A 20,100-nucleotide genomic window follows, 5' to 3' on the forward strand; every position below is an offset into this window, starting at 1 on the left:
CTCGCCGCCGGCCGCCTCCGGGTGCCGGCGATCAGTTCCCGGTGCCGTCCACGATGACCGGCGTGCCGCCGGAGCCGGTGCCGCACGGCACCGCGTAGACCGGGTTGGCCCTGGCGGCCTGCTGGTAGGCCTCCAGGCACTGGTTGTAGAGCACCTGGTCGCTCAGCGACCGCTCCAGGATCCTGTTGGCGCGGGCGATGCCCTCGGCCTCGATCCGCCGGCGCTCCGCCTCCGCCTCGGCCGTCCGCGCCGCCTCGGTGGCCCGCTGGGTGGCCTGCTCCTGCTGGATCTTCTTGTCGATCTGGTCCTGGAGCGTGTCCGAGGGCCTCACGTTGCGCAGGTTGACGGCGGTCACGTCGATCCCCCGCGAGGCCAGCCGCTCCCTGACCAGGGTGGCGATCTCCGAGCCGATCTGCTCACGGGCGGAGGCGTAGCCCTCCTCGCTGGTGTGCTTCGCGAAGACGTTGCGGACGATCTCCCGGCTGTCCGGCAGCACCAGCCGCTCCTGGACCGCCTCCGCGCTGCCCGCCAGCCGGTACAGCTCGACCGCCTTCGCCGGCACCACGGCCCACTTGACGGTGACGTCCGCGTACAGCACGCCGCCCTGCGAGGAGCGGACCTCGACCACGTCCTTGTCGTTCAGGTTCAGGTCCACCGGGCGGGTGGAGAAGGAGGTCACGTCGGTGAACGGCGACCGGAAGTGGACGCCGGAGGTCAGCGGCGTGCCGACCTTGCCGAAGGTCGCCGGGACGCCGACCTCGTAGGCGCTCACGACGTGGACGCAGGCGAAGACGCCGGCCAGCACACCGCCCAGCGCGCTGAGCGCCGCGCCCAGCTTCCAGCCGCCCTCGCCGCGACTGCGGCCGACGAAGAAGAGGATGATCGCCGCTATCAGCAGCAAGATGGAAAGTACGAACACTGTTCCCCCATTGATTCACAGTCCCGCGCCCTCCCCGGGCGGCGGTCGGCAGCGCAGCCTAGCGGCCAAGTGATCGGTTGGCGCAACAAACAGGTGACAGGACAGCGCCAGAATGGGGCGCCGCGGTGCTCGCTATGAGTCGAGGCTTGTCAACTTAACTCCGGCGAGCTATATAAGAAGTCGTGAGGCATCGCTCCCCAGCCCCCTTCCGAGAGGAGTGACCCGTGATGCTCATGCGTACCGACCCGTTCCGCGACTTCGACCGACTCGCGCAGCAGGTCTTCGGCCCCGCCCGCCCGGCCGCGATGCCGATGGACGCGTACCGGTCCGGGGACGACTTCGTGGTCCACTTCGACCTTCCCGGCATCGACCCCGAGACGATCGAGCTGGACGTCGAGCGCAACGTCCTCAGTGTCCGCGCCGAGCGCCGCGTCCCCGCCCCCGAGGGCGCGGAGATGATCGTCGCCGAACGCCCCACGGGTACCTTCACCCGCCAGCTGTTCCTCGGCGACACCCTCGACACGGAGCGCATCGACGCCTCGTACGAGGCCGGCGTCCTCACGCTGCGCATCCCCGTCGCGGAGGCGGCCAAGCCGCGCCGCATCCAGATCACCGGCGGTGACAGCCGCAAGCAGCTCAGCGGCTGAGCCCCGACCCGAGGAGAAGCGTCCCGCAGGCCCCGGTCCGCCTGCGGGACGCTCCCCCTCGCCCATGCCCCGCGCAGGACTGCACGAGCCCCCGTTCACCGGCCCCGTCAACTCGGCACGCAGTCGCCATGGGCTCCCCATCTCGCCCCCTCACCGACCCGGAGGAGAAGCAGCACGATGACCGCGCCGACGCTGTCGCCCCTGACGACGCCCGCGCCCCCCGCCCGCCCGGCCGCGACCTGGACGGACCTGATCACGGCGGTACGGGAAGCGGGCCAGTACCCGACGAGAACGGAAGCGGAACGCGTCACGCGCATCGTCCTCGCCGCCCTCGGCGGCCACGTCACGGGCGACGAACGAGTGGCCCTGGCCCAGGCCCTCCCCGACGAGGCGGCACGGATCATCGCAGCCCAGGTACCGGCCGGCCGCCCCCTCACGGCCCTGGAGTTCGTCGACTCGATCGCCGCCCGCACGGAGGGCGCCACCCCGGCGACGGCACGCTGGGACGTCAGCTCGGTCCTGAGCGCCCTGCCGCCGCTGCTCGGCACCACCCTGGTGGACGACATCCTGCGCCGACTCCCGCAGGGGTACGCGCTGCTGTTCGGCCGGGCGGAGCTGGGCGCGAGGGCGTGAGACCGGGGAGCTGACCCCGGAAGGACCCCACCGACGACATCGACGGCGGGGCCCACCCGGCCCTGGCCGCCCCACTCGCGCGGCGACCTCCGAGCACGGCCAGTACGAGGCACGGGCTCTCCGGGGAGAACGAGCAGACCGTGCAGGGGAGTCCCTGACAACGTCAAAACACCACCCGCCCGGCGGGCTCGGGAAGTACCGTGAGGGACGATTACCTTCGACCAAGGAGCCGAATGTCGTCCTCAGTCCCTCTCCACTCCGTTGAGATATGCGCCGGTGCGGGCGGGCTTGCTCTGGGTCTGGAGTCTGCCGGTTTCTCTCCCGTGGCGTTGGTCGACACCGACGAGAAGGCACTTGCCACGCTCTTCGCCAATCGGCCCGAGTGGAATCTTGTGGAAGAGGACCTCAACGCGTTCGACCCGGAGCACTATCCCGAGACCTATGACGTGGACCTGTTGTCGGCCGGCACACCTCGGGTGAAGTCCATGGCAACCATCAATCGCAAGGACGATCAGCCCGAAAGAAGACTGGTTCAGGCGGCGCTCTACCTGGTGGGCGCGGTGAGACCACGTGCAGTGCTTCTCGAGAACGTGCCGGGGCTGGTCAGCAAGGACGAGTTCTGCGAGATCCGCGCCGAGATCGAGGACGAGCTGAAGCACCTTGGGTTTCGGCTCTTCAAGAGTGTCCTGAACGCCAAGGACTTCGGTGTTCCGCAGCACCGGCCCCACGGGTTCTTCGTCGCGTTGCGCGAGCCCTACGCCACATATTTCACTTGGCCGACTCCGCCTGTCGAAGCGTCACCATATGTCGGTGATGTGCTTTACCCTTCGATGGCCAGTCGCGGCTGGCCGCATGCGCGGGCCTGGGCTCGGCAAGCCAAGATCGTGGCGCCGACGCTCGTCGGTGGTTCCGACAAGCGGGGCGGACCGGATCTCGGCCCCGAACGCGCCAAGGCCGTCTGGGAGAAGATCGGCATCAACGGCGGCACGCTTGCCGACGAACTGCCCGGACCGGAGGACGGTTGGGCGCTCGGGGGCGACAGGAACGATCTCCCCGCGTTGACAGTGGCACAGACAGCGCTCCTGCAGGGATTCCCGCCGAGCTGGCAGATCGCCGGCAGGAAGACACGTGGGTATCGGCAAGTGGGGCAAGCCGTTCCTCCGCCCCTTGCCGAGGCTGTCGGGCGGCAGATCGCGGCCGCACTCGGGGCTGCCGCATCTGGCTCGCAGCCACCTCACAGCGCGCGTTAAGATCGGGCCACATGAACGCCACCAAGCCCACAGCCCCCATCAACGTCGTTGATCTCTTTGCCGGTTGCGGTGGGTTCACTCAAGGTTTTCATGAGTTTCGGCCGGAAGGTGCCGATACTTCCGTATTTCGCACTGTAGCGGCAGTGGAGCACGACATCGCCGCCGCCTCAACCTATGCCCTGAACTTCGCGGACGAGGCAGGCGGCGTGGATCACATCCACGCCAAGGACATTGAGGAATGGGAACCCGACACGCACGAGGTGCAAGCCGAGGTCGTCCTTGGCGGGCCTCCGTGTCAAGGCTTTTCGGGCTTGGGCAAGGAAGACGAGAGCGACCCACGCAACAAGCTCTGGCAGGAGTATGCGAGAGTCGTCAACAAAATCAAACCCAAGCTTTTCATCGTCGAAAATGTCGATCGCTTTCTGCGGTCTCCTGAATTCGCGCTTCTTCACGCGGCGACCGAAAAGCCTGACGGAATGTTGCGCGACTACATGCTCGTTCGGCATTCAGTGCTGAACGCTGCGGACTACGGGGTGCCGCAGGCCAGGCGTCGAGCGATTGTTGTCGCTGTGCGTCGAGACCTCAAGCGTCTGGCGGACCTCGACTACCCCAAACCGACTCACACCAAAAACGCCGAGGATTTCCTTCCTGGATCCGGTCCCGAGAAGTGGGTGGCCGTGGGGCCGGCCGTCTTCGAGCGCACACCATCCGACACGCTTACGACGGACCTGCCCGAAGGAAAGATTTGTGCTCCATTGAATAAGACCCTTCCCGGAGAATTCCTCACGACGGACTTGCATATCGGTCGTAATCCGACAGAGCTCTCCAGGAAGAGGTACCGTGCCATCCCTGAAGGGGGGAACCGTCACGACCTCCCGCCGGAACTCTCCACGGAGAAGTGGTTGGCGCACACGAGTGGTTCCCACGATGTGATGGGCCGCATGTATTGGGACCGTCCTGCGGTGACCATCAGGACTGAATTCTACAAGCCGGAGAAGGGGCGTTACCTCCACCCTCGGGCACATCGCCCGATCACCCACTACGAGGCGGCCCTTATCCAAGGTTTTCCGCCCACTTTCAAGTGGAGTGGCAGCAAGATCCAGATCGGCCGTCAAATCGGCAATGCCGTGCCTGTCGGTCTTTCCCGGGCCTTGGCTGGGATGGTGTACGAAGCACTCAGAGGCTGAGGGGCGCTTCCTGGGGTTCCTCGCGCGGTTCTCTGCCGCGCACCGGTGCTGTTTCAAACAGGTGCTCGAACCATTCGGTGAGCCGCTGGACGGACCCCAAGGGAACGCTGCCGTCAACGGGTCCCTGCGGCAGGTTATGTGGATTCCACAGGGGATCCGAATCAACGGTTTCGATCCACTGGCGCAAAGCTTCGTAATCCCTGGGCTCATCGGGTGCGACGACTTCGTAGACCAAGGTGCTGCCGGCGGTTGCGGCAGCCTTGACGAGGCCGTTCACTTCGCGTCCCGTCCGAATGGTGCCCTTCTCAAGTAGCTTCACGAATGCCTGAGCAGTCGGTCGATGGTTGGTCATGTCCAGACGAAGAGCGGTGTTGAGAACGTCCTGATTGCCGCATGCGACGACCACAGGACGGTAGTCCTCGCCGTCGCGGAACAGTTCAGCAGCCCACCACAGGCGTGAGAAGCACTGAATGTCCCAGCGCCCGCTGAAGCGGGCCGCCTGACCCACGACCATTCGACCATCCTTCTCATGGCCCCATCGCCAGCGTACGAAGTCCGGTGCGACTCGAAGGGCGATGAAATTCCATATGCCCGTGTCAGTGGCTTCGGCACGAGTCATTCGCAAGGTGTAGTGGAAACGAGGAGCGAGCCAGGCATCGGATGCGGTAGGACGTTCTGTCTCGAATCGTTCCATTGCCTCATCAAGAAGCGCACGCACCTCTTCGGCGTTCCACCGGGACGAATTATCGAGGGGTGCGGTGGAGTTGCTCGTCAGAACTGCTTGGGGCAGGGGAGCTCCGGTTACCACCCCGGGAGTCAGCACCTTGGCGGCCACGGAATCTGAGATTCTCCCGAGCTTTTCGGGTATGTCGAACTTGTGCCCGGTAGTCATTGCGTCTCCCTCTTGCTTGCCAAGCGCCGCAAATCACGCAGGGCGGTCGACACTTTTCTGGGCTTGCGTGACTGTACCCCGGAACCATGCATGAGGCGGCGCTGTAGATCGCTGCCGTTCTCGCCCTCTGCACGTCCTTGTACGAGCTCTATGAGCGCATCCTCGGGCGAGAGGTCCGGATAGAGGTCGGGAATCATCCTGCGCAGTACGTCCTCGTGCCATCCACCAGGCCACTGCGGCTCACCGTCGACCATGTCACATGCATATATCGCCGCATTGAACATGGCGCTCCAGGCCTCGGACGCCACCTGGGACGCCAATATCTCTCGTACGAGCTTCTGCTCCGGAGTTCGAGCATGTTCCAGCACGCCGCGGAGCCCGTCCACGGCTGAGTTGAGCAGGAGCACAGGTTCGCCGGCTTCGGAGTCGACCAGCCAGGGATCGTCGCGGTATTCCTTGAGATGATCGTGCTCGGTGAAGTCGACCCAGCGCATCTTCACAGATCGTTCAGCGGCAGGCACCTTGGCTTCGAAGTCGACGTCCCAGGTCGCTTCGGATTCCCCGATCAGTCGTCCATCGACACCGTCGACGGTTGCCGCGATTCTCGCGGTCAACTGACTGCGGTTCACGTGCTCCTCCCGTCTGAGTTCGACGTCACCGATCCACGTACCGTCGCCTCGCGAGTGCAGAGGGAAGGCCTGGTACACGTTGGTTCGTCTGTTCGTGAGCACAGCAATGCACTGCGGCGCTTTCCACGGTCCAGCAGCGAGCTCGGCCGGGTCCACACTCACCGATACGTTGAGGCGTACTTCGGACCATCGTCGGTTGGTCTCCTCAAGGTCCTCGAGGGCAACAACCTGAGCCCGATCATTGATCCGCTCCAACCTGATCGGCTTGTTGTCGACGAACAGCTTCTCGACTCGAAGGGTGACGTCGCCACTGAGCACCTCATAGGGGAAGACAGTCTTCAAGAGAGTTCCTCCTTGGCCCGGCGTATGTCCACCATCACCTGTGACATCGCGGCGGACACCGGGTGACTGGAGGTATCCGTGATTCCGCGGAACTTCCCTTGGACTGCTCCGTCACGGAAGACGAGATTGCCGTGGGGCGTCAACTCGCAGCAGTCAATGGGGGACAGCTCACTCCATTCGACGCTGACAGGACCCGAAGACCGTGTGGCAAACCTGGGGATGGCCGTCAGCACCCATGGCTCCTCTCGTTTCGGGAGTTTCACCGTGACGGTCACCTCCCACGCGCCCGTATCGTCAATGGCTCCCGTGATGGCCTTGACCGTCGGAAATCCGTGCGTCCGGACCACCTTGGGCGGATCCAGTCGAAGCAGCTCACGCAGGACCTCCGGTCCCTCGTCCTGAGCTGTGTCGTCCTCCTGGCCGCGCAGGACCTCGCGCACCTTCTGCTCGGCCAGCCTCTTGAAGTCGATGATCTTCTGTCGTGCCCCGCGTTCGTACGTCGCCGTAAGGTCCTCGGTGCCTTCCCAGTCGTTGTGGTCCGGCGGCTCGGCAGTACGCAGAAGTTGCTCGGCTGCCTCGGCGTCCGGTGTGCCGCTGCGTGTTGCGGCGCCGGCGAGGAGCACCGCCTGGAACGGTCGATGCCCAAGCGGAAGGTCACCGACTCGCTTGTACCTCACCACCATCCGGGTCGAGCGCATGTAGGCGATGCAGTCGGGCTGTTCGTCCTCGTCACCGGCCGGTGTGACGAGGAGGACTGCCTCATGCACCCCGGGATCCTTGGTGTCGGGATCGTCCTTTCGACGACGCAACTCCAACGGAACCGAGGTTTGTAGTACTTGGTGACGGTCTGTGAGTTCTTCGACCGTCTCCGCGTCGAGGAACGCCTGTACGGCTCTGGAACGTGCAGGCTCGTACACATGGGGATCAATGAACTCTTCGGGTTTGACCGGCTTGCCGTTCTTGAAGGCGGCCACCGAGGCGCGCAGCTTGGCTCCCTCCTGCCTTCCACCGACCATCGAAGCCCAGAAGTTTCGCGCGAGACTGGCAACCAGTCGCTCGTGCAAGTCCTCGAGGTCTTCGGACTCCCCGGTACCGTCGAAGGCGCCGACGACCAGAAATGTCGTACCCGGTGCCGGATCGTCGCGTTCCAAGTAGAGAGAGGTGGCTGCTTCTTCGTCCCCCCACCAGGATTGGGCGGTGTTCCGGCGTTCGGGATCGACCGTGCCGAACCATCCGGGACCGGCGTATTCCACCCCGCCCAACGTGTGCCACGGAAGTTCGAGCCGCCCAGCCATGCGTCGCTGCGTGCGTCCGCCCTCCGGCGCGGACAGGGTGCTGTTCACGAGGACCAGGCCGAATCTACTGGTTGCCCACAATGCCGCCTTCCCCAGACCGTACGACCCGCCCTGGGCGCCGACCTTCCCGCTGTCCAGGGTGCGGCGCACGACGCGTGCGAAACGTCCGTCGTCGAACTCCGGGCCCGTGAGCCCGGTGGCGTTGTAGTCGTCCACTCGAAGCAGAATGAGTCGCCGGGTGCGTCGCAACTCCTGGAGTCCGTCCCGGAGTACTCGGCCCACCTTCTGCCGAGCGTCCGCGGCAGCGACGATATGCTTTTCTATGGATCCCCAGCCGAGGGCAGACATGAAGTGGTCGAGGTGCTGTCCCGTCAACTCGTGCACCGTATATCGGACGGTCACAGGCTCGGTGCCCGGTAGCTGCTCGTCCAGGCTGTTCTGCGTCGCCTCCCGCGCCAATACCTCAAGGCTGGGAGAGAAGGCGAAGGTGGCTGCATTGCCGCCCTCTCTGCCGCCGTCTTCCGGAGCCACTCGGAAGATCCACTGCACGTCGCTGGAAGGGGTCATCGGCGTTCGGCGGTTGACGGCGTCCTCCACGTCGACGTCCAGAGCCTTGGCGATGGCTGCGATCTTCTCGTAGCGCGGCTCGGAACGACCGTTGACCCAACCGTTCACGGCGGCCCCGGTGACCCCCGTCAGCTCGGCGAGCTTCTTCTGGCTCATTGCGCGTTGCGTCAACATCTCGCCGAGCCAGACGCTGAACTCTTTCACGATCCCCCTCGCTCACCACTCCGGGCCGATGTTAATTGATCTTGATCCAATTAAACTTTCTTAATCGGATTCGGACATAAGGTGCATACTAGAGTCACTCGACTGGAGTATTGGAGTGTGCCGTGGCACCATAGCATGCCTGCGGGGCGTGTATCGGGCGCCTGCGCTTCGCATATCCGTTCTGCGCAAGGGAGTTCGGGTGTAGGGTGACTGCTCGCCGCCCTCCCCGGGGCCCAAGTGCTCGTCCTCGAAAGTCCAGCGCGTGAAAGTCGTGCATGCCGCTACCGCCCTCTTGGTCCGCTTTGCATCCCTTTGCGGTGTCTGTTTCGTACCCAGTGCGAATGCCTCGGGGCATCCCGTTGCTGCATGCAGTGCAATCTGACTGTGGTCGCCCGAATCATCTTGGAATCTTGGAGGTTCCGTGTATCCGAACCGGCGCCAGATCTTCGCGGAGTTCCCCGCGGACAAGTCCTTCTCGGTGGAGTTTGTCGTCAACGGGTCGGCGACTTCGGCCAGGGTCACCTCTGGCGTGGACGAGATCCACCTGGGTGTTAGTGACATCGACGACGGTGTCGAGGCCGAGGAGGAGTGAGGTGCCGGGGGGTGTCGGGCGGGTGGGCGATCCCGGCCTCCGCCACGCATAGCAGTGGAGGTGTATTGTTCGCCAAAGCAACTTCCCGTGCTCGCCTCTGCCCTCGCAGAAGTGCACTCAGGGATGATATCGCTCATCGGTCGTGAGCTTATTATTTGCTTTAGTGAAGAGCGTCTGAGTTGTGTGACGTGAGCCTCTCAGGTGATCGTCTCCACGCCCGCCGTGCCGGTGGTGGCGGGTTGTGAGGCTATGCGTTCGGCGGGGCGTCACCTGCTGCCGCATGTCTGGCTCGGACGACGGACAGAGCGACATTTTCCGGCGATTCGTGTTCCCAGAAGCGCAGGACGATCCATCCCTCGGCTTCGAGGTGTGCGGTCGTCTCACGGTCGCGGGTCATGTTCTTGTCGAGCTTGGTGCGCCACCATTCCGCGTTCGCCTTGGGCTGAGTGGCATGCTGCGGGCAGCCGTGCCAGAAGCAGCCGTCCAGGAATATCGCGATCTTGGCCTTGGGAAAGACGATGTCGATGGTGCGACGAGGCATGCCGGGAACTGGCACGTTCACTCGATAGCGCAGGCCCGCAGCGTATAGTAGCCGTCGAACCGCGATCTCGGGAGCTGTGTCGCGGGAGCCCTGCTTGCTCATGCGGGCTGAAACGGCGGGGGAGGACGGGACGGCATCGCGCACGTGAGCATTCTGCCGGCGCGGTCAGGACAAGGCTCGATGCGTAGTCCCGGTTGAGGTGAGGGGACGGTCGGAAGATGGGATGGGCCCGGTTCGGGACTGTCGTTGGGCCCGATACACCTGCGACCGTCCGGCTTCCTCGATGTGGCGAATCCGGGGCGAGTGTCGAGAGCGCCCTCCCGGCGTCGGCTTCGCCGGGTGTCTTCGCTCCGCCACTGACACGCGCCTCTCCAGGGCGGAGAGTAACGAAGGCTGAGCGGATCTCTCCGCGGGCGCATGGGTGAGGTACCGGGGACCGTGGGGCGGCTGTCCGAGGGGGTGAGGCCGCAGGTCGGCTGCCGGAGCCGTCACTTCTGTCGGCCCGGCCAGGCCTACGCCCCGTGACACTCGCCGTAGACCCGCCCCGTCCCGCACCAGCACAGCCCCGTCGGCTCCGGAGGCCATGTCGTTGCTCGGCCGCGGGCTGCCAGGGTTGTGGCGTACTGGGGGAGGAGGGTGGGGTCGTTCGGGGAGGTGGCCTCGGAGGCGGCGAAGGCCTCGTAGGAGGGGACCGTGCCGCGTACGACGCCCAGGTTCGCGGTGCCGGAGGCGGACAGCTCGCGCAGGGATTTCTCTATGGTCGACAGGTGCTCCTCGTAGGAGGGGTACTCCGCGGAGAGGGACGGGTACGCCGAGAGCAGTTCCGTCAGCTCGCCCTCCGGCCAGTGGAGGATCGCGACCGGGAAGGGGCGGGAGAGTGCTTCCCGGTAGGCGCCGAGTTCCGCGCGGAGGCGGGAGATCTCCGCCTCCAGTTCCGCCGGGTTGTCCGAGCCCAGGGACCACACGCGCTTGGGGTCGTGCAGTTCGTCCAGGGAGACCGGCATCGAGTGCAGGGTGTCGGCCAGGACGTCCCAGTCGTCGTGGGGGAGGCCCAGCATGCGGCGTACCCGGTGACGGCCGAAGAAGAGGGGGTGGGTGGAGCGCGGGGGCCGCGTCCCCTCCGTCACCAGCAGACGGGTGGCCTGCGTGAAGACCTCCTGCGCCGTCTCCAGCTCGTCGTGGGCCTCCAGGGACTCGGCGACGATCACCCAGGGGGCCGGGTCGCGCGGGGACGCCGTGCGCAGGCCGTCGATGATCGCCCGGGCCTCGGCCTCGTGGCCGTACTCCCAGAGGTTGGAGGCCTTCAGGGCGCGGACCAGGTGGGGGCCGTCCAGGGCGTCGGGGGACGCCAGCAGGCGGTCGTAGAGCGCGGTCGCGGCGGGGCGGTCGCCGGAGAGTTCCAGGTGGGCGGCGGCCCGCAGCAGCAGGGCCTCGGCGTCCTCGGGGTACAGGCCGGCGGTTCGCTCCAGGCGGGCCGCCTCGGCGGAGTGGTCGACGTTCTCGGCAGGCGTGTCGGGGCGCATGGGGGACACCGTACTGCCGTGGGGTGACAAAGGAGAGCCGGGTGCCGGCCCGCCCGGCAGGACCGCACCGCCGCCCTGCGGCACAGTGGGGGTATGAGGACGGACGCGGAGGACAGGGACCTGCTGGGCCGGGGGCGCGTGGCGACCCGGCTGCCCGCCCAGGACCTGGAACGGGCCCGGCGCTTCTACTCCGAGAAGCTCGGGCTGGAGCCCGTGGACGAGCGGCCCGGAGGGCTGCTGTACCGGTGCGGGGGCGTGGAGTTCGCCGTCTTCCGGTCGGCGGGGGCGTCGCCGGGGACGTTCACGCAGATGGGGTGGCAGGTCGAGGACATCGACCGGGTGGTGGCGCTGCTCAGGCGGCGCGGTGTCGTGTTCGAGGTCGTCGACCTGCCGGGGCTGCGGACGGGGGAGGACGGGATCGCCGAGGTCGAGGGGCACTATCCGAGCAAGGGGGCGCGGGGGGAGCGGGCCGCCTGGTTCCGCGACAGCGAGGGCAACCTGCTCGGGGTCGGCGAGCCCCTCCCCGTGTAGCGAGCCTGCCTGCCCGCCCCTCCCTGGATCGTCTCCCCCGTCCACCTGAAGCGTCTGCACCGGCCCCGCCGCGAGCGGCGCCCGCACCGGGTTCCCGCTCAGGTACGTGCTCGCTTACGCGCGGTGACGGCCCGTGCCGCCGTCGTCGTGTTCCAGCGCGGCACCAGGCCGCCCGCCCCGCCCGTCACGGTCGTGAAACGGGAAGGCCGAAGGTGAGCGTCCGTGTCGACGCGGAGGTGTTCACCGCGGTGATCACCAGGTGCCGCGCTGCTGACGTGGGTGGTGCGCTCCATGCGGTTGGTCTCCTCCGTGGTGTCCCGCCCCGGCCTCCTGCATCGCCTGGCGCCCTGGGGCGAACGGCGTGCATCGGAAGGGCGAACGTACCCCTGGGGCCGCAGTCGTGAGAGCGGCTGTTCCCGGGTCTGGGTGTCGCCCAGCCGGCCCGCACCCCACTGCCGTCCGCGACCTGATGGCGCTGTCCCCACTCGTGGCGTCGAGCGGCCCCGTGGCCTTAAGCGTGTGCATGTCGCCTCTCGCATATATCGGCAGTTCTGCCGCCTGGGCGATGTGGAACGGAGGCACCAGCGGTCTGCCAGGGTCACCAGGAGGGAAGAGTTCGCCCAGCGTCTACGACCAAGCGCGTTCGACCACGAAGACCGTGCTAGCCCGCAACCAAGTCTGGCCAGAGATCCCAGGTGCCGGACAGGGGACCGTACAGGACACACTGCTCAAGCACTGCAAGGTCATCGTTCAACGGATCACGGCGGGTGGAAAGGCGCCCACGGGTTTCTACTCGGCTCCCGAGGAGTGGTATCACGGCTGCACCGACACCCTGGCCGAGTGGTTCGCCGAGCGGGACCAGTAGCCGCCACGCCTGGGCGGCGAAGCGGCCAACCTCCACGCAGGGAAGGCCAGCAGGGAACCGCGGCGGCTCCTGTGCGTAGCCGTCGGCCTTCCGCTCCGTAGCCGCGAACCCTGCGCACCCCCCGTGAACCTTTCCCGAACCCTCCGGGCTCTGGGCGCCCTACTCCGCAGCCGGTGGCGTGGGGTCGGTGGCCCCGCTGGCGAGCTGGGCGCGCTGCTCCCGGCGGTATTCGGCCTCGGCCTGTGCGATGGCCTCGTGCTCCTCCCGCTTCAGCGCCAGGGACTCCACGGCCTCGTTGTAGGCGTAGTTCGGCTCCGGTAGTGGCTCCTCCCGCTGCCACGCGCCGACGCATTCCACGGCGTGGGAGAGGACCCCGCGCAGCACCCAGGCCCGGGAGCGGGCGCCGCCCCGGTAGGCGTACTCCAAGCCGGACTGCCAGGCGTCCAGCAGGTCCAGGGTCTGGTACAGGCGTGCGCGTAGGGCCTCGTCGCGCAGGACGCCAACGGCGACGCGCGCCGGGGCGGTGAGGTCTTCCAGCTCCTGGTCCCACGTCTCCCGGGCGGCGGTGAACGCGGCGGACTCCTCCGCGTCCAGCCCGTGCTTCCGGGCGTCCGGCACGTCGCGGACGTGCCGCTGGAGTTTGCCGAAGGTGTCCGCCAGCGTGGCCACGGCGGTGTCCTGCTTGGCCTCTAGCCGGGCCTGGCGGGCGTCTGCCAGCGCCTTGGCCTGCGCCTGGTGCGTACCAACGTATGTAGCCGCCGCACCGACCAGGGCGCCGACGAGTCCGGAAACGGGAGAGATCCAGTCCATGGGTGTCAGTCTCCGTCAACGGACCCGCCGGGCGCGGCGGGTTGGGTCAGGCGGTGCTCTCGGCCTCGGTCTCCTCGGTGTCGCCACGGGGGCGCAGCACGGTCGCCAGGGCGCGGTACACCGTGGCGCGGGAGGGGTGCTGTCCGGCGCGCTTGCCGGTGGGGATGATCAGCTTGCGGCGGATGTCGTCCACGGGCACGCGGCGGGCGTACAGGTCGCGCGCCATGGCCACCAGGTCGGCGTCCAGGGCCTCGGGACGGCCACCGTGGCGCCCGCGCTCCCGGGCGGACGCCTGGCCCTCCAGGGTCTTGTTCCGGACAAGTCGGCTGAGATGTGGTTGGAGAGGAAGACCTGCGGCGTTACCAAAAACGGTGTCGGGCGCGTCCCGATACCCGGTCGCCACCGAACCCAAAAATGCCTCTGACCTGTGGCGATGGCGAAATACTGCCGTTGTCGCCTCTTCCCGCTGCCGGGCATCCTGCTGCCTGTTGCGCAATTCCGCGCCAGACTTCAGCTCACAGGGGGAACCCATGGAGATCATCGTTGCGGCCCTGATAACGGCGGCCGGAGCCATCGCCGCCGCCTGGATCGGCCAGCCCAAGTCTTCCCGGTCCGACGCCAGCAAGGAGAGCAAGCGGCCTGTGTCGTAGGCCGGGTACGGTCCCGGGGACGCCGTACGAAGGAGACCAACTGTGGCTGCGTACCTGACCGTTCTGACCACGACCGATGCCGCCGAGAAGGCCCAGGCTCTGGCCGCCAGCGCGGTGGAGGCCAAGGTGGCGGCCTGCGCGCAGATCGATGGGCCGATCACCAGCGTGTACCGGTGGGAGGGCGCGGTGCAGACGGACCAGGAATGGCGCGTGCTGTACAAGACGACCGCCGAGCGGTACCCGGAGCTGGAGGCGCACATCAAGCAGGTGCACGACTACGACACCCCGGAGATCATCGCCACCCCGGTCACCCACGGCAGTGACGCGTACCTCTCCTGGGTGAGCGAGGAGACGGCCAAGGGCTGATCAGGCGGCAAGCGGCGCGGATGTCCTCGGTGAGGTCCCGCGCCGCACTGTGCCGCTGGGGCAGCAGCGCGGCCATGGACGCCAGGCGGTGGCGGCCCATGGTCGTGGGCGTGGTGGTCGCGGCGTCCACGAACCGGCGCCCGACCTCCACGCCCCGGTCCACGTCGCCGGACAGCACGTAGCCGGTGGCCGCGTCGGACAGGACCGCAATGGACACCTTGGAGTCGTCGTCCCCCAGGTTCGGCAAGGCATCTTTGGCGGCCCGGCCCAGGTCGGGGTGGCGTAGCTGGGAGTACGTGGAGACCGTCAGGGAGTCCAGGCGGGGCCGCTGGTAGAAGCGAATCCACGCCTGTTCGGCGTCGGGGTTGGCGTAGTCAAAGGCGGTGGTCGCCCGGTCGAGGGCGCGCACCGCGCCCTCCCGGTCCCCGCTCGCGGCGGCTTCCTCGGCCTCCCGGGCGGCCAGCCAGGAGCGGGCAGCGGCGCACCCGGCGCCGCGTACGTGCTCCTAGGCGGCGGCCAGCATCTCCCGGGCCTTGTCCGCCGGTACCGCGTACGAGGCGTAGCCCATGGCCAGGGCCACGACGGCAGGGTGCCCGGCCTCGCGTCCGGCCAGAGCAGCCGTCTTGTAGGAGTGCCGCGCGGTGTCCATGTCGCCCACGTCGTAGGCCGCCCAGCCCGCCAGTGCGGCCGTCTCCCCGGCCGCGATGGTGAGCGCCGGGCGGTGGGGGCCGGAGCGCGGGATGAGCGCGGTCAGGGTCTCCAGGTGGCTGCCCAGGCGGGCGGCCAGCAGCTTGGCGGGGATGTGGTGTTCGCTGACGAACAGGTGCGCTGTGGCCTCCACCAGCTCGTCCGTTACTTGGCTGTCCACGTTCGGACCGGCCAGTGCCGCCGCGAGCCGTCCCCATGGCTCGGTGGCGATCCCAGCGGCCAGTATCGAGACGCCGAGGAATGCGCGTCGCTCCACGGGGGAAACCCCCTCCTGGTCATCTAGTGATACCGATGTTGACACGAGTGTGCGGTAACGGCGGCTGGCGGCCACCGCCCGCCGGACTTCCTCCACGGGGACGCCGTACCCCTCGGCGATCACGTCGTGCCAGTCGGGGATGGGGAGACGCTTCTCCGTCTCCCACCGCTTGATGTTCTCCGGGTCGACGAACCGCCCGCTGGTCCGCTCCAGGTGTCCGGCCTGGTCGCGTCTGGTGCGCCCTGCCTGTTCCCGGAGACCACGCAGCAGGTGGCCGATGCCGTCCGGACTCATCATGCGCTGTCCTCAAGGCTCGTTTCCCATGGGGGATTTCATCCTGGCCCCCCGTGCTGGCCCCCCGCCGGAGAACGCACCCCTTTCCGGCCCTCCCAGCCCAACGAGCACGGTCGTTGGCTAGGTATGTGCCCACTGCTCAGCAGATGGACACGATCCCCGCCCGCGACCGACGAGGCTCTGATGACTGTGACCGCTTCCGCTCACCCCACAGGGCACCCGGGCTACACCGAGACCCTGCCCTGTGAGGAGGCCAGCCCCTCGGCCGCCCGCAGGCTCGTACGCACGGCGTTGACCGCCTGGGGGCTGGGGGACCTGGCGGACGACGGTTGCGTGATCGTGTCCGAGCTGGTGACCAACAGCCTGGATCACACGGGGTCCCGGAACCTCCGGGTCACCGTCAGCCGCCCCGCCCCTGGCTGGGTCCGGGTCGCGGTCGTGGACCAGGCCCCCCGCTCCCTGCCCGAGAGGCGCACCGCTTCCGCCAGCGACACGGGCGGCCGGGGCCTGGTGGTCGTGGAGGCCCTGTCCGACCGGTGGGGGACGGACCTGCTGGGACGGGTGTGGGCGGAGCTGCGGACGGACGGCAAGCCGTGACCGAGCAACCCGTCCCGGTGCTGCCGGACATAGCCCGGCTCCGGCCACGGCAGCAGATGGCCATGGACTGCGCCCGCTGCGGCCGTCCCCTGGGGGCGGGCGGCCGGGTCTGGGGCGACACGCGGCACCGGGGCCTCCTGTTCCGCCTGTGGGTGTGCGCCCCCAACTGCCGGCCGCGCGCACCCGGTAGCGCGCCCTGAGCTGCTGCCCCGGCTGCGGTGCGGACAGCCCGCGGCCGGGGCTGCCTGGACCGCCTCCCTCTCCGCGTCCCCCGGCGGGGAGGGAGGCACCCCCGCCCTCCGCTCCCGGAGCGCGGACCGTGCACGGACAGCAAGCCAAACCCGAGGAGGCGTTCGTGACCACCGCCGTTCCCACCGCTCCACCCCTGCGCGAGCTGCTGACCCGGCCCAGCGTCGCGGCGGGGGCCGTGGTGCGTCCGGCACCCCGTGGACCGTGCCACGCGATTCCCGGGCGCTGCTGCCCCCGCGCCGACGCCGAGTACGCCGCCACCGCGTGGCCCAGGTCCGTGGCGAGGACCGTCGCCGCGACGAGGACGCCCGTCGGCCCCGGCTTCTCCGCCGTCGTCGAGGGTGGTCGTCGGAACCGGCGTCGGGGGCCCGTGCCGTGCGGGACCGACGGAAGCACCGGGGGCGGGCGCGCGGGGTGTCGAGGGCTCCGACAGCCCTTTCCCCCAGACCGGTTGACGAAGTGTCGGCGCCCCTGTTGCCGCGCCCGCGGTGAGGCAGGAGCGGGTGAGGTATAAACGGGTGAGGTACAGACGAACGGCGGCGCCCCTGAGCGCCGCCGCGCCAGGAGGGGGGAGTCGGTGATGACGCGTCCGTACGCCAAGCCGCGCCCCGTCGTCCTGCTCCTGGTCCTCCTGGTCGACCTCGCGCTGCTGGACGCCGGCGTCCTCTCCGCCACCGTCGCGCTCGCCGCGACCGCCGCGGCCGGGGCGGCGCTCGCCGTCTGCCTGCTGGCCGCCGCCCGGTGCGCGCCGGCCGTGCCGCCCACCCGGGTGCGTACGGCCATCCGCGACCGCGACCGCCGTACGGCCTTCCTGCCGCAGCGCGATCCCGACGCCAAGGGGCGCACCCGCCCCCGGGCGCCCGGCCACGCCCTCCTGACGACCGTCGCGTAGGGCACACCGCACCACCCAGCCGCACCCCCGTGACCCCGCGCGGGTCGTCCTGCCGCCATCCCCTTGTCCCGGCACGACGAGACCCACGACGGAGGGCCCACCCATGTCCGTTTTCGCCCATCTGGTAGAGCAGCTCGCCGAGTTGCTCCAGCCGCTGTTCCACGCCTCCGCGGCCGCCGCCGCGATCGTCCTGTTCACCGCGCTCGTCCGGCTGCTGGTGCACCCGCTGTCGCGGGCCGCCGCGCGCGGGCAGAAGGCGCGGACGCGGTTGCAGCCGCAGATCGCCGAGCTGCGCGAGAAGCACGGCAGGGATCCCGAGCGGCTGCAACGGGCCGTGCTGGAGCTGCACCAGAAGGAGAAGGTGTCACCGCTGGCCGGGTGTCTGCCCGGGTTGCTCCAGGCGCCCGCGTTCTTCCTGCTCTACCACCTCTTCTCCAACGGGGAGATCGGCGGCCGGCCCAATGAGCTGCTCTCGCACGAGCTGCTCGCCGCGCCGCTCGGGGACCGGTGGTCCGACGCGCTGGGCACCGGCGGCCTCCTCGGGCAGGCGGGGCTCGTGTACCTGGGGCTGTTCGTCCTCGTCACCGCCGTCGCCGCGTTCAACTACCGGCGCACGAAGAGCATGATGGCCGCCAACCCCCTGGCGCCGGTGGGCGTGGACGGCGGGCAGCAGGTGCCCGGGATCGGGGCGGTCACCAAGGTGATGCCGTTCATGTCCTTCTTCACGCTGGTCACCGTGGCGGTGGTGCCGCTGGCCGCCGCGCTGTACGTGGTGACCAGCACGACGTGGAGCGCCGTCGAGCGGGCCGTGCTCTACCGCTGACGCCGGCGGGACTTCCCGGTGGCGGAGGCCGTGCGGTACGCCGGCCGGTTCATGACCCTGCACCCGGGGGCTGCGGGGTTGTCCATGGGCGCGATCCCTCCGGTTGCCGTGCACGGCTGATACGGCCGTGCCGACCGGAGGGCCGCCCGGGTCGATCCCGCGCCCCCGGCCCGGGCCGGGGGCGCGAGGGCCGGGCCGGTCAGACCTGTTCGCCCAGGAACTGCTCCAGCGCCTCGACCACGAAGCGGTGGTCCTGGAGCTGGGGGAGGCCGGAGACCGTCACCGCGCCGACGACACCCACGTCCGCCACGGTGATCGGGAAGGAGCCGCCGTGGGCGGCGTAGGCGTCGGGGTCCAGGCGGGAGGACTCCTCGAACGTCGTGCCCTTGGCCCGGCAGCGGGCGCCGACCAGGTAGGAGGCGGAGCCGTAGCGCTCCACCACCCGGCGCTTGCGGGCGATCCACGCGTCGTTGTCCGGGGTGGAGCCGGGCAGTGCGGCGTGGAAGAGCTGCTGGCCGGCACGGTGGATGTCGATGGCGACCGGGGCCTGGCGCTCCCGGGCCAGCTCCACCAGCAGCGAACCGAGCGCCCAGGCGTCGTCGTGGGTGAACCGGCGGAACACCAGCCGGCGCTCCTGGGCCTCCAGTTCCTCGACCGTGGGCGTCAGTTCGGGGGTGATCTTCGGCGTCATCGCGCTCCTGGGGCCGTGGTTGTGGGTCACAGGGTCACCGTCACTCCGTCGCGGGCCGAACGGCGGGCCGCTTCCAGTACGTCGAGGGCGGCGGCCGCCTCCAGGGCGGTCACCGGGTTGGGGCCGCCGTCGCGCAGGGCGGCGGCGATCGCGGCGTAGTACGCGGGGTAGTCACCGGGCAGGGTGGCCACCGGGCGGCCGCCGCCGGTCAGCGGGGACTCCCCGGCGCCGGCGCGGCCCCACAGCGACTCGGGCTCCGTGCCCCAGCCGGGGCCGGGGCGCCGCCCGTCGCGCAGTGCCGCCTCCTGCGGGTCGAGGCCGTACTTGACGTAACCCGCCCGCGAGCCCAGCACCCGGAAGCGCGGGCCGAGTTGGGCGGTGGTGGCGGCGGCGTAGAGGTGGGAGCGGACGCCGTTCGCGTGGGTCAGGGCGATGAAGGTGTCGTCGTCCGTCTCGGCGCCCGGGCGGCGCGCGTCGGCCTCGGCGTACACCGAGACGGCCGGGCCGAAGAGGACCAGCGCCTGGTCGACGACGTGGCTGCCGAGGTCGTACAGCAGGCCGCCGATCTCCGTCGGGTCGCCGGACTCCCGCCAGCCGCCCTTCAGCCGGGGCCGCCACCGCTCGAAGCGGGACTCGAAGCGCCACACGTCACCGAGTTCGCCCTCGGCGAGGAGGTGGCGCAGGGTCAGGAAGTCGTTGTCCCACCGGCGGTTCTGGAAGACGGAGAGCAGCAGGCCGCGCTCCTCGGCCAGCGCGGCGAGCCCGCGGGCCTCGGCCGCGGTGCCGGCGACGGGCTTGTCGACGACCACCGGGAGGCCGGCCTTCAGGGCGGTGGTGGCGAGCGGGACGTGCGTCTTGTTCGGCGACGCCACGACGATCAGGTCCAGGTCCTCGGCCCGCTCGAACAGCTCGTCCGGGGTGGCGGCGATCCGGACGCCCGGGTGCTCGGCGCGGGCCTGCTCCTGCCGCTCCGGGTTCGAGGTGACCACCGTGTCCAGGGCGAGGCCCTCGGCGGCGGCGATCAGCGGGGCGTGGAAGACGGAGCCCGCCAGGCCGTAGCCGACGAGGCCGGCGCGGAGGGGCGAGCCAGGAGGTGTGCCAGTCATGCGTCCACTTTCGCAACGCTGTTGCCAAAATGCAAGCGGGA

The 20,100-nt window shown here is 68.9% G+C and carries 23 protein-coding genes; 11 read left to right on the forward strand and 12 right to left on the reverse strand.

Annotated elements, in window-relative coordinates:
- Positions 1-31: 31 nt before the first annotated feature.
- On the reverse strand, positions 32-919 hold the full coding sequence (locus ACFF45_RS04460; protein WP_381342131.1) for an SPFH domain-containing protein: 888 nt from the start codon (positions 917-919) through the stop codon (positions 32-34).
- 227 nt (positions 920-1,146) lie between these two features.
- Here ACFF45_RS04460 and ACFF45_RS04465 point away from each other — a divergent pair, with 227 nt between their 5' ends.
- The 4 genes from ACFF45_RS04465 (at position 1,147) to ACFF45_RS04480 (ending at position 4,636) form a co-directional block, all read left to right on the forward strand.
- A complete protein-coding gene (locus ACFF45_RS04465) occupies positions 1,147-1,566 on the forward strand; it encodes an Hsp20/alpha crystallin family protein (RefSeq protein WP_381342456.1) in 420 nt (139 codons plus the stop codon).
- A 177-nt stretch (positions 1,567-1,743) separates the two neighbouring features.
- Positions 1,744-2,199, forward strand: coding sequence for a DUF2267 domain-containing protein (locus tag ACFF45_RS04470; protein ID WP_381342134.1), 456 nt, complete (start codon positions 1,744-1,746; stop codon positions 2,197-2,199).
- 233 nt (positions 2,200-2,432) lie between these two features.
- A complete protein-coding gene (locus tag ACFF45_RS04475; protein WP_381342136.1) occupies positions 2,433-3,449 on the forward strand; it encodes a DNA cytosine methyltransferase in 1,017 nt (338 codons plus the stop codon).
- An 11-nt stretch (positions 3,450-3,460) separates the two neighbouring features.
- The gene (locus tag ACFF45_RS04480; protein ID WP_381342139.1) at positions 3,461-4,636 is read left to right on the forward strand and encodes a DNA cytosine methyltransferase; all 1,176 of its coding nucleotides are present in this window, start codon (positions 3,461-3,463) and stop codon (positions 4,634-4,636) included.
- Here the strand turns inward: ACFF45_RS04480 and ACFF45_RS04485 are convergent.
- From ACFF45_RS04485 to ACFF45_RS04495, 3 genes are read right to left on the reverse strand one after another with little or no spacing between them, the layout of a single operon-like run.
- The gene (locus tag ACFF45_RS04485; protein ID WP_381342141.1) at positions 4,626-5,528 is read right to left on the reverse strand and encodes a DUF6339 family protein; all 903 of its coding nucleotides are present in this window, start codon (positions 5,526-5,528) and stop codon (positions 4,626-4,628) included. The genes ACFF45_RS04480 and ACFF45_RS04485 overlap by 11 nt on opposite strands.
- The gene (locus tag ACFF45_RS04490; protein ID WP_381342144.1) at positions 5,525-6,499 is read right to left on the reverse strand and encodes a hypothetical protein; all 975 of its coding nucleotides are present in this window, start codon (positions 6,497-6,499) and stop codon (positions 5,525-5,527) included. Before ACFF45_RS04490 ends, ACFF45_RS04485 begins: the two co-directional genes overlap by 4 nt.
- Entirely contained in the window at positions 6,496-8,565 is a 2,070-nt protein-coding gene (locus ACFF45_RS04495) for a helix-turn-helix domain-containing protein (protein ID WP_381342147.1), read from the reverse strand. The genes ACFF45_RS04490 and ACFF45_RS04495 overlap by 4 nt, the downstream gene beginning before the upstream one ends.
- A gap of 421 nt (positions 8,566-8,986) precedes the next feature.
- Between ACFF45_RS04495 and ACFF45_RS04500 the strand changes: the two genes are divergently transcribed.
- Positions 8,987-9,157, forward strand: a complete 171-nt coding sequence (locus ACFF45_RS04500; RefSeq protein WP_381342150.1) for a hypothetical protein — start codon at positions 8,987-8,989, stop codon at positions 9,155-9,157.
- 247 nt (positions 9,158-9,404) lie between these two features.
- Here ACFF45_RS04500 and ACFF45_RS04505 read toward each other — a convergent pair whose 3' ends face one another.
- The gene (locus ACFF45_RS04505) at positions 9,405-9,800 is read right to left on the reverse strand and encodes a very short patch repair endonuclease (protein ID WP_381342458.1); all 396 of its coding nucleotides are present in this window, start codon (positions 9,798-9,800) and stop codon (positions 9,405-9,407) included.
- A 410-nt stretch (positions 9,801-10,210) separates the two neighbouring features.
- Entirely contained in the window at positions 10,211-11,221 is a 1,011-nt protein-coding gene (locus ACFF45_RS04510; RefSeq protein WP_381342153.1) for an SEC-C domain-containing protein, read from the reverse strand.
- A 93-nt stretch (positions 11,222-11,314) separates the two neighbouring features.
- Between ACFF45_RS04510 and ACFF45_RS04515 the strand changes: the two genes are divergently transcribed.
- Positions 11,315-11,752 (forward strand): VOC family protein, encoded by a 438-nt coding sequence (locus ACFF45_RS04515; protein ID WP_381342156.1) that lies wholly within the window; start codon positions 11,315-11,317, stop codon positions 11,750-11,752.
- A 1,024-nt stretch (positions 11,753-12,776) separates the two neighbouring features.
- Here the strand turns inward: ACFF45_RS04515 and ACFF45_RS04520 are convergent.
- Both ACFF45_RS04520 and ACFF45_RS04525 read right to left on the reverse strand, forming a co-directional pair.
- The gene (locus ACFF45_RS04520) at positions 12,777-13,427 is read right to left on the reverse strand and encodes a hypothetical protein (protein ID WP_381342158.1); all 651 of its coding nucleotides are present in this window, start codon (positions 13,425-13,427) and stop codon (positions 12,777-12,779) included.
- Between the two features lie 46 nt (positions 13,428-13,473).
- Positions 13,474-13,830 (reverse strand): hypothetical protein, encoded by a 357-nt coding sequence (locus ACFF45_RS04525; protein ID WP_381342161.1) that lies wholly within the window; start codon positions 13,828-13,830, stop codon positions 13,474-13,476.
- A 289-nt stretch (positions 13,831-14,119) separates the two neighbouring features.
- Here ACFF45_RS04525 and cutA point away from each other — a divergent pair, with 289 nt between their 5' ends.
- A complete protein-coding gene (cutA, locus tag ACFF45_RS04530) occupies positions 14,120-14,443 on the forward strand; it encodes a divalent-cation tolerance protein CutA (RefSeq protein WP_381342163.1) in 324 nt (107 codons plus the stop codon).
- On the opposite strand, the gene ACFF45_RS04535 is transcribed toward cutA, so the two are convergent.
- Positions 14,385-14,852, reverse strand: coding sequence for a hypothetical protein (locus ACFF45_RS04535; protein ID WP_381342166.1), 468 nt, complete (start codon positions 14,850-14,852; stop codon positions 14,385-14,387). The genes cutA and ACFF45_RS04535 overlap by 59 nt on opposite strands.
- A 96-nt stretch (positions 14,853-14,948) precedes the next feature.
- Positions 14,949-15,704, reverse strand: a complete 756-nt coding sequence (locus ACFF45_RS04540; protein WP_381342168.1) for a helix-turn-helix domain-containing protein — start codon at positions 15,702-15,704, stop codon at positions 14,949-14,951.
- A 180-nt stretch (positions 15,705-15,884) separates the two neighbouring features.
- Between ACFF45_RS04540 and ACFF45_RS04545 the strand changes: the two genes are divergently transcribed.
- From ACFF45_RS04545 to ACFF45_RS04560, 4 genes are all read left to right on the forward strand, one after another.
- Positions 15,885-16,298, forward strand: coding sequence for an ATP-binding protein (locus tag ACFF45_RS04545; protein WP_381342171.1), 414 nt, complete (start codon positions 15,885-15,887; stop codon positions 16,296-16,298).
- On the forward strand, positions 16,295-16,498 hold the full coding sequence (locus tag ACFF45_RS04550) for a hypothetical protein (protein ID WP_381342174.1): 204 nt from the start codon (positions 16,295-16,297) through the stop codon (positions 16,496-16,498). Before ACFF45_RS04545 ends, ACFF45_RS04550 begins: the two co-directional genes overlap by 4 nt.
- A 629-nt stretch (positions 16,499-17,127) precedes the next feature.
- Positions 17,128-17,439 (forward strand): DUF6412 domain-containing protein, encoded by a 312-nt coding sequence (locus tag ACFF45_RS04555; protein WP_381342177.1) that lies wholly within the window; start codon positions 17,128-17,130, stop codon positions 17,437-17,439.
- A 103-nt stretch (positions 17,440-17,542) separates the two neighbouring features.
- A complete protein-coding gene (locus ACFF45_RS04560) occupies positions 17,543-18,262 on the forward strand; it encodes a YidC/Oxa1 family membrane protein insertase (protein ID WP_381342180.1) in 720 nt (239 codons plus the stop codon).
- A 199-nt stretch (positions 18,263-18,461) separates the two neighbouring features.
- Here the strand turns inward: ACFF45_RS04560 and ACFF45_RS04565 are convergent, their stop codons facing one another.
- Both ACFF45_RS04565 and ACFF45_RS04570 read right to left on the reverse strand, forming a co-directional pair.
- Positions 18,462-18,953: a heme-degrading domain-containing protein gene (locus tag ACFF45_RS04565; protein ID WP_381342183.1), complete on the reverse strand. Its 492-nt coding sequence runs from the start codon at positions 18,951-18,953 to the stop codon at positions 18,462-18,464.
- A 26-nt stretch (positions 18,954-18,979) separates the two neighbouring features.
- Entirely contained in the window at positions 18,980-20,059 is a 1,080-nt protein-coding gene (locus ACFF45_RS04570) for a Gfo/Idh/MocA family oxidoreductase (protein WP_381342186.1), read from the reverse strand.
- Positions 20,060-20,100: the final 41 nt, after the last annotated feature.

The organism is Streptomyces cinereospinus, assembly GCF_042430725.1.
Taxonomy (GTDB): Bacteria; Actinomycetota; Actinomycetes; order Streptomycetales; family Streptomycetaceae; genus Streptomyces; species Streptomyces cinereospinus.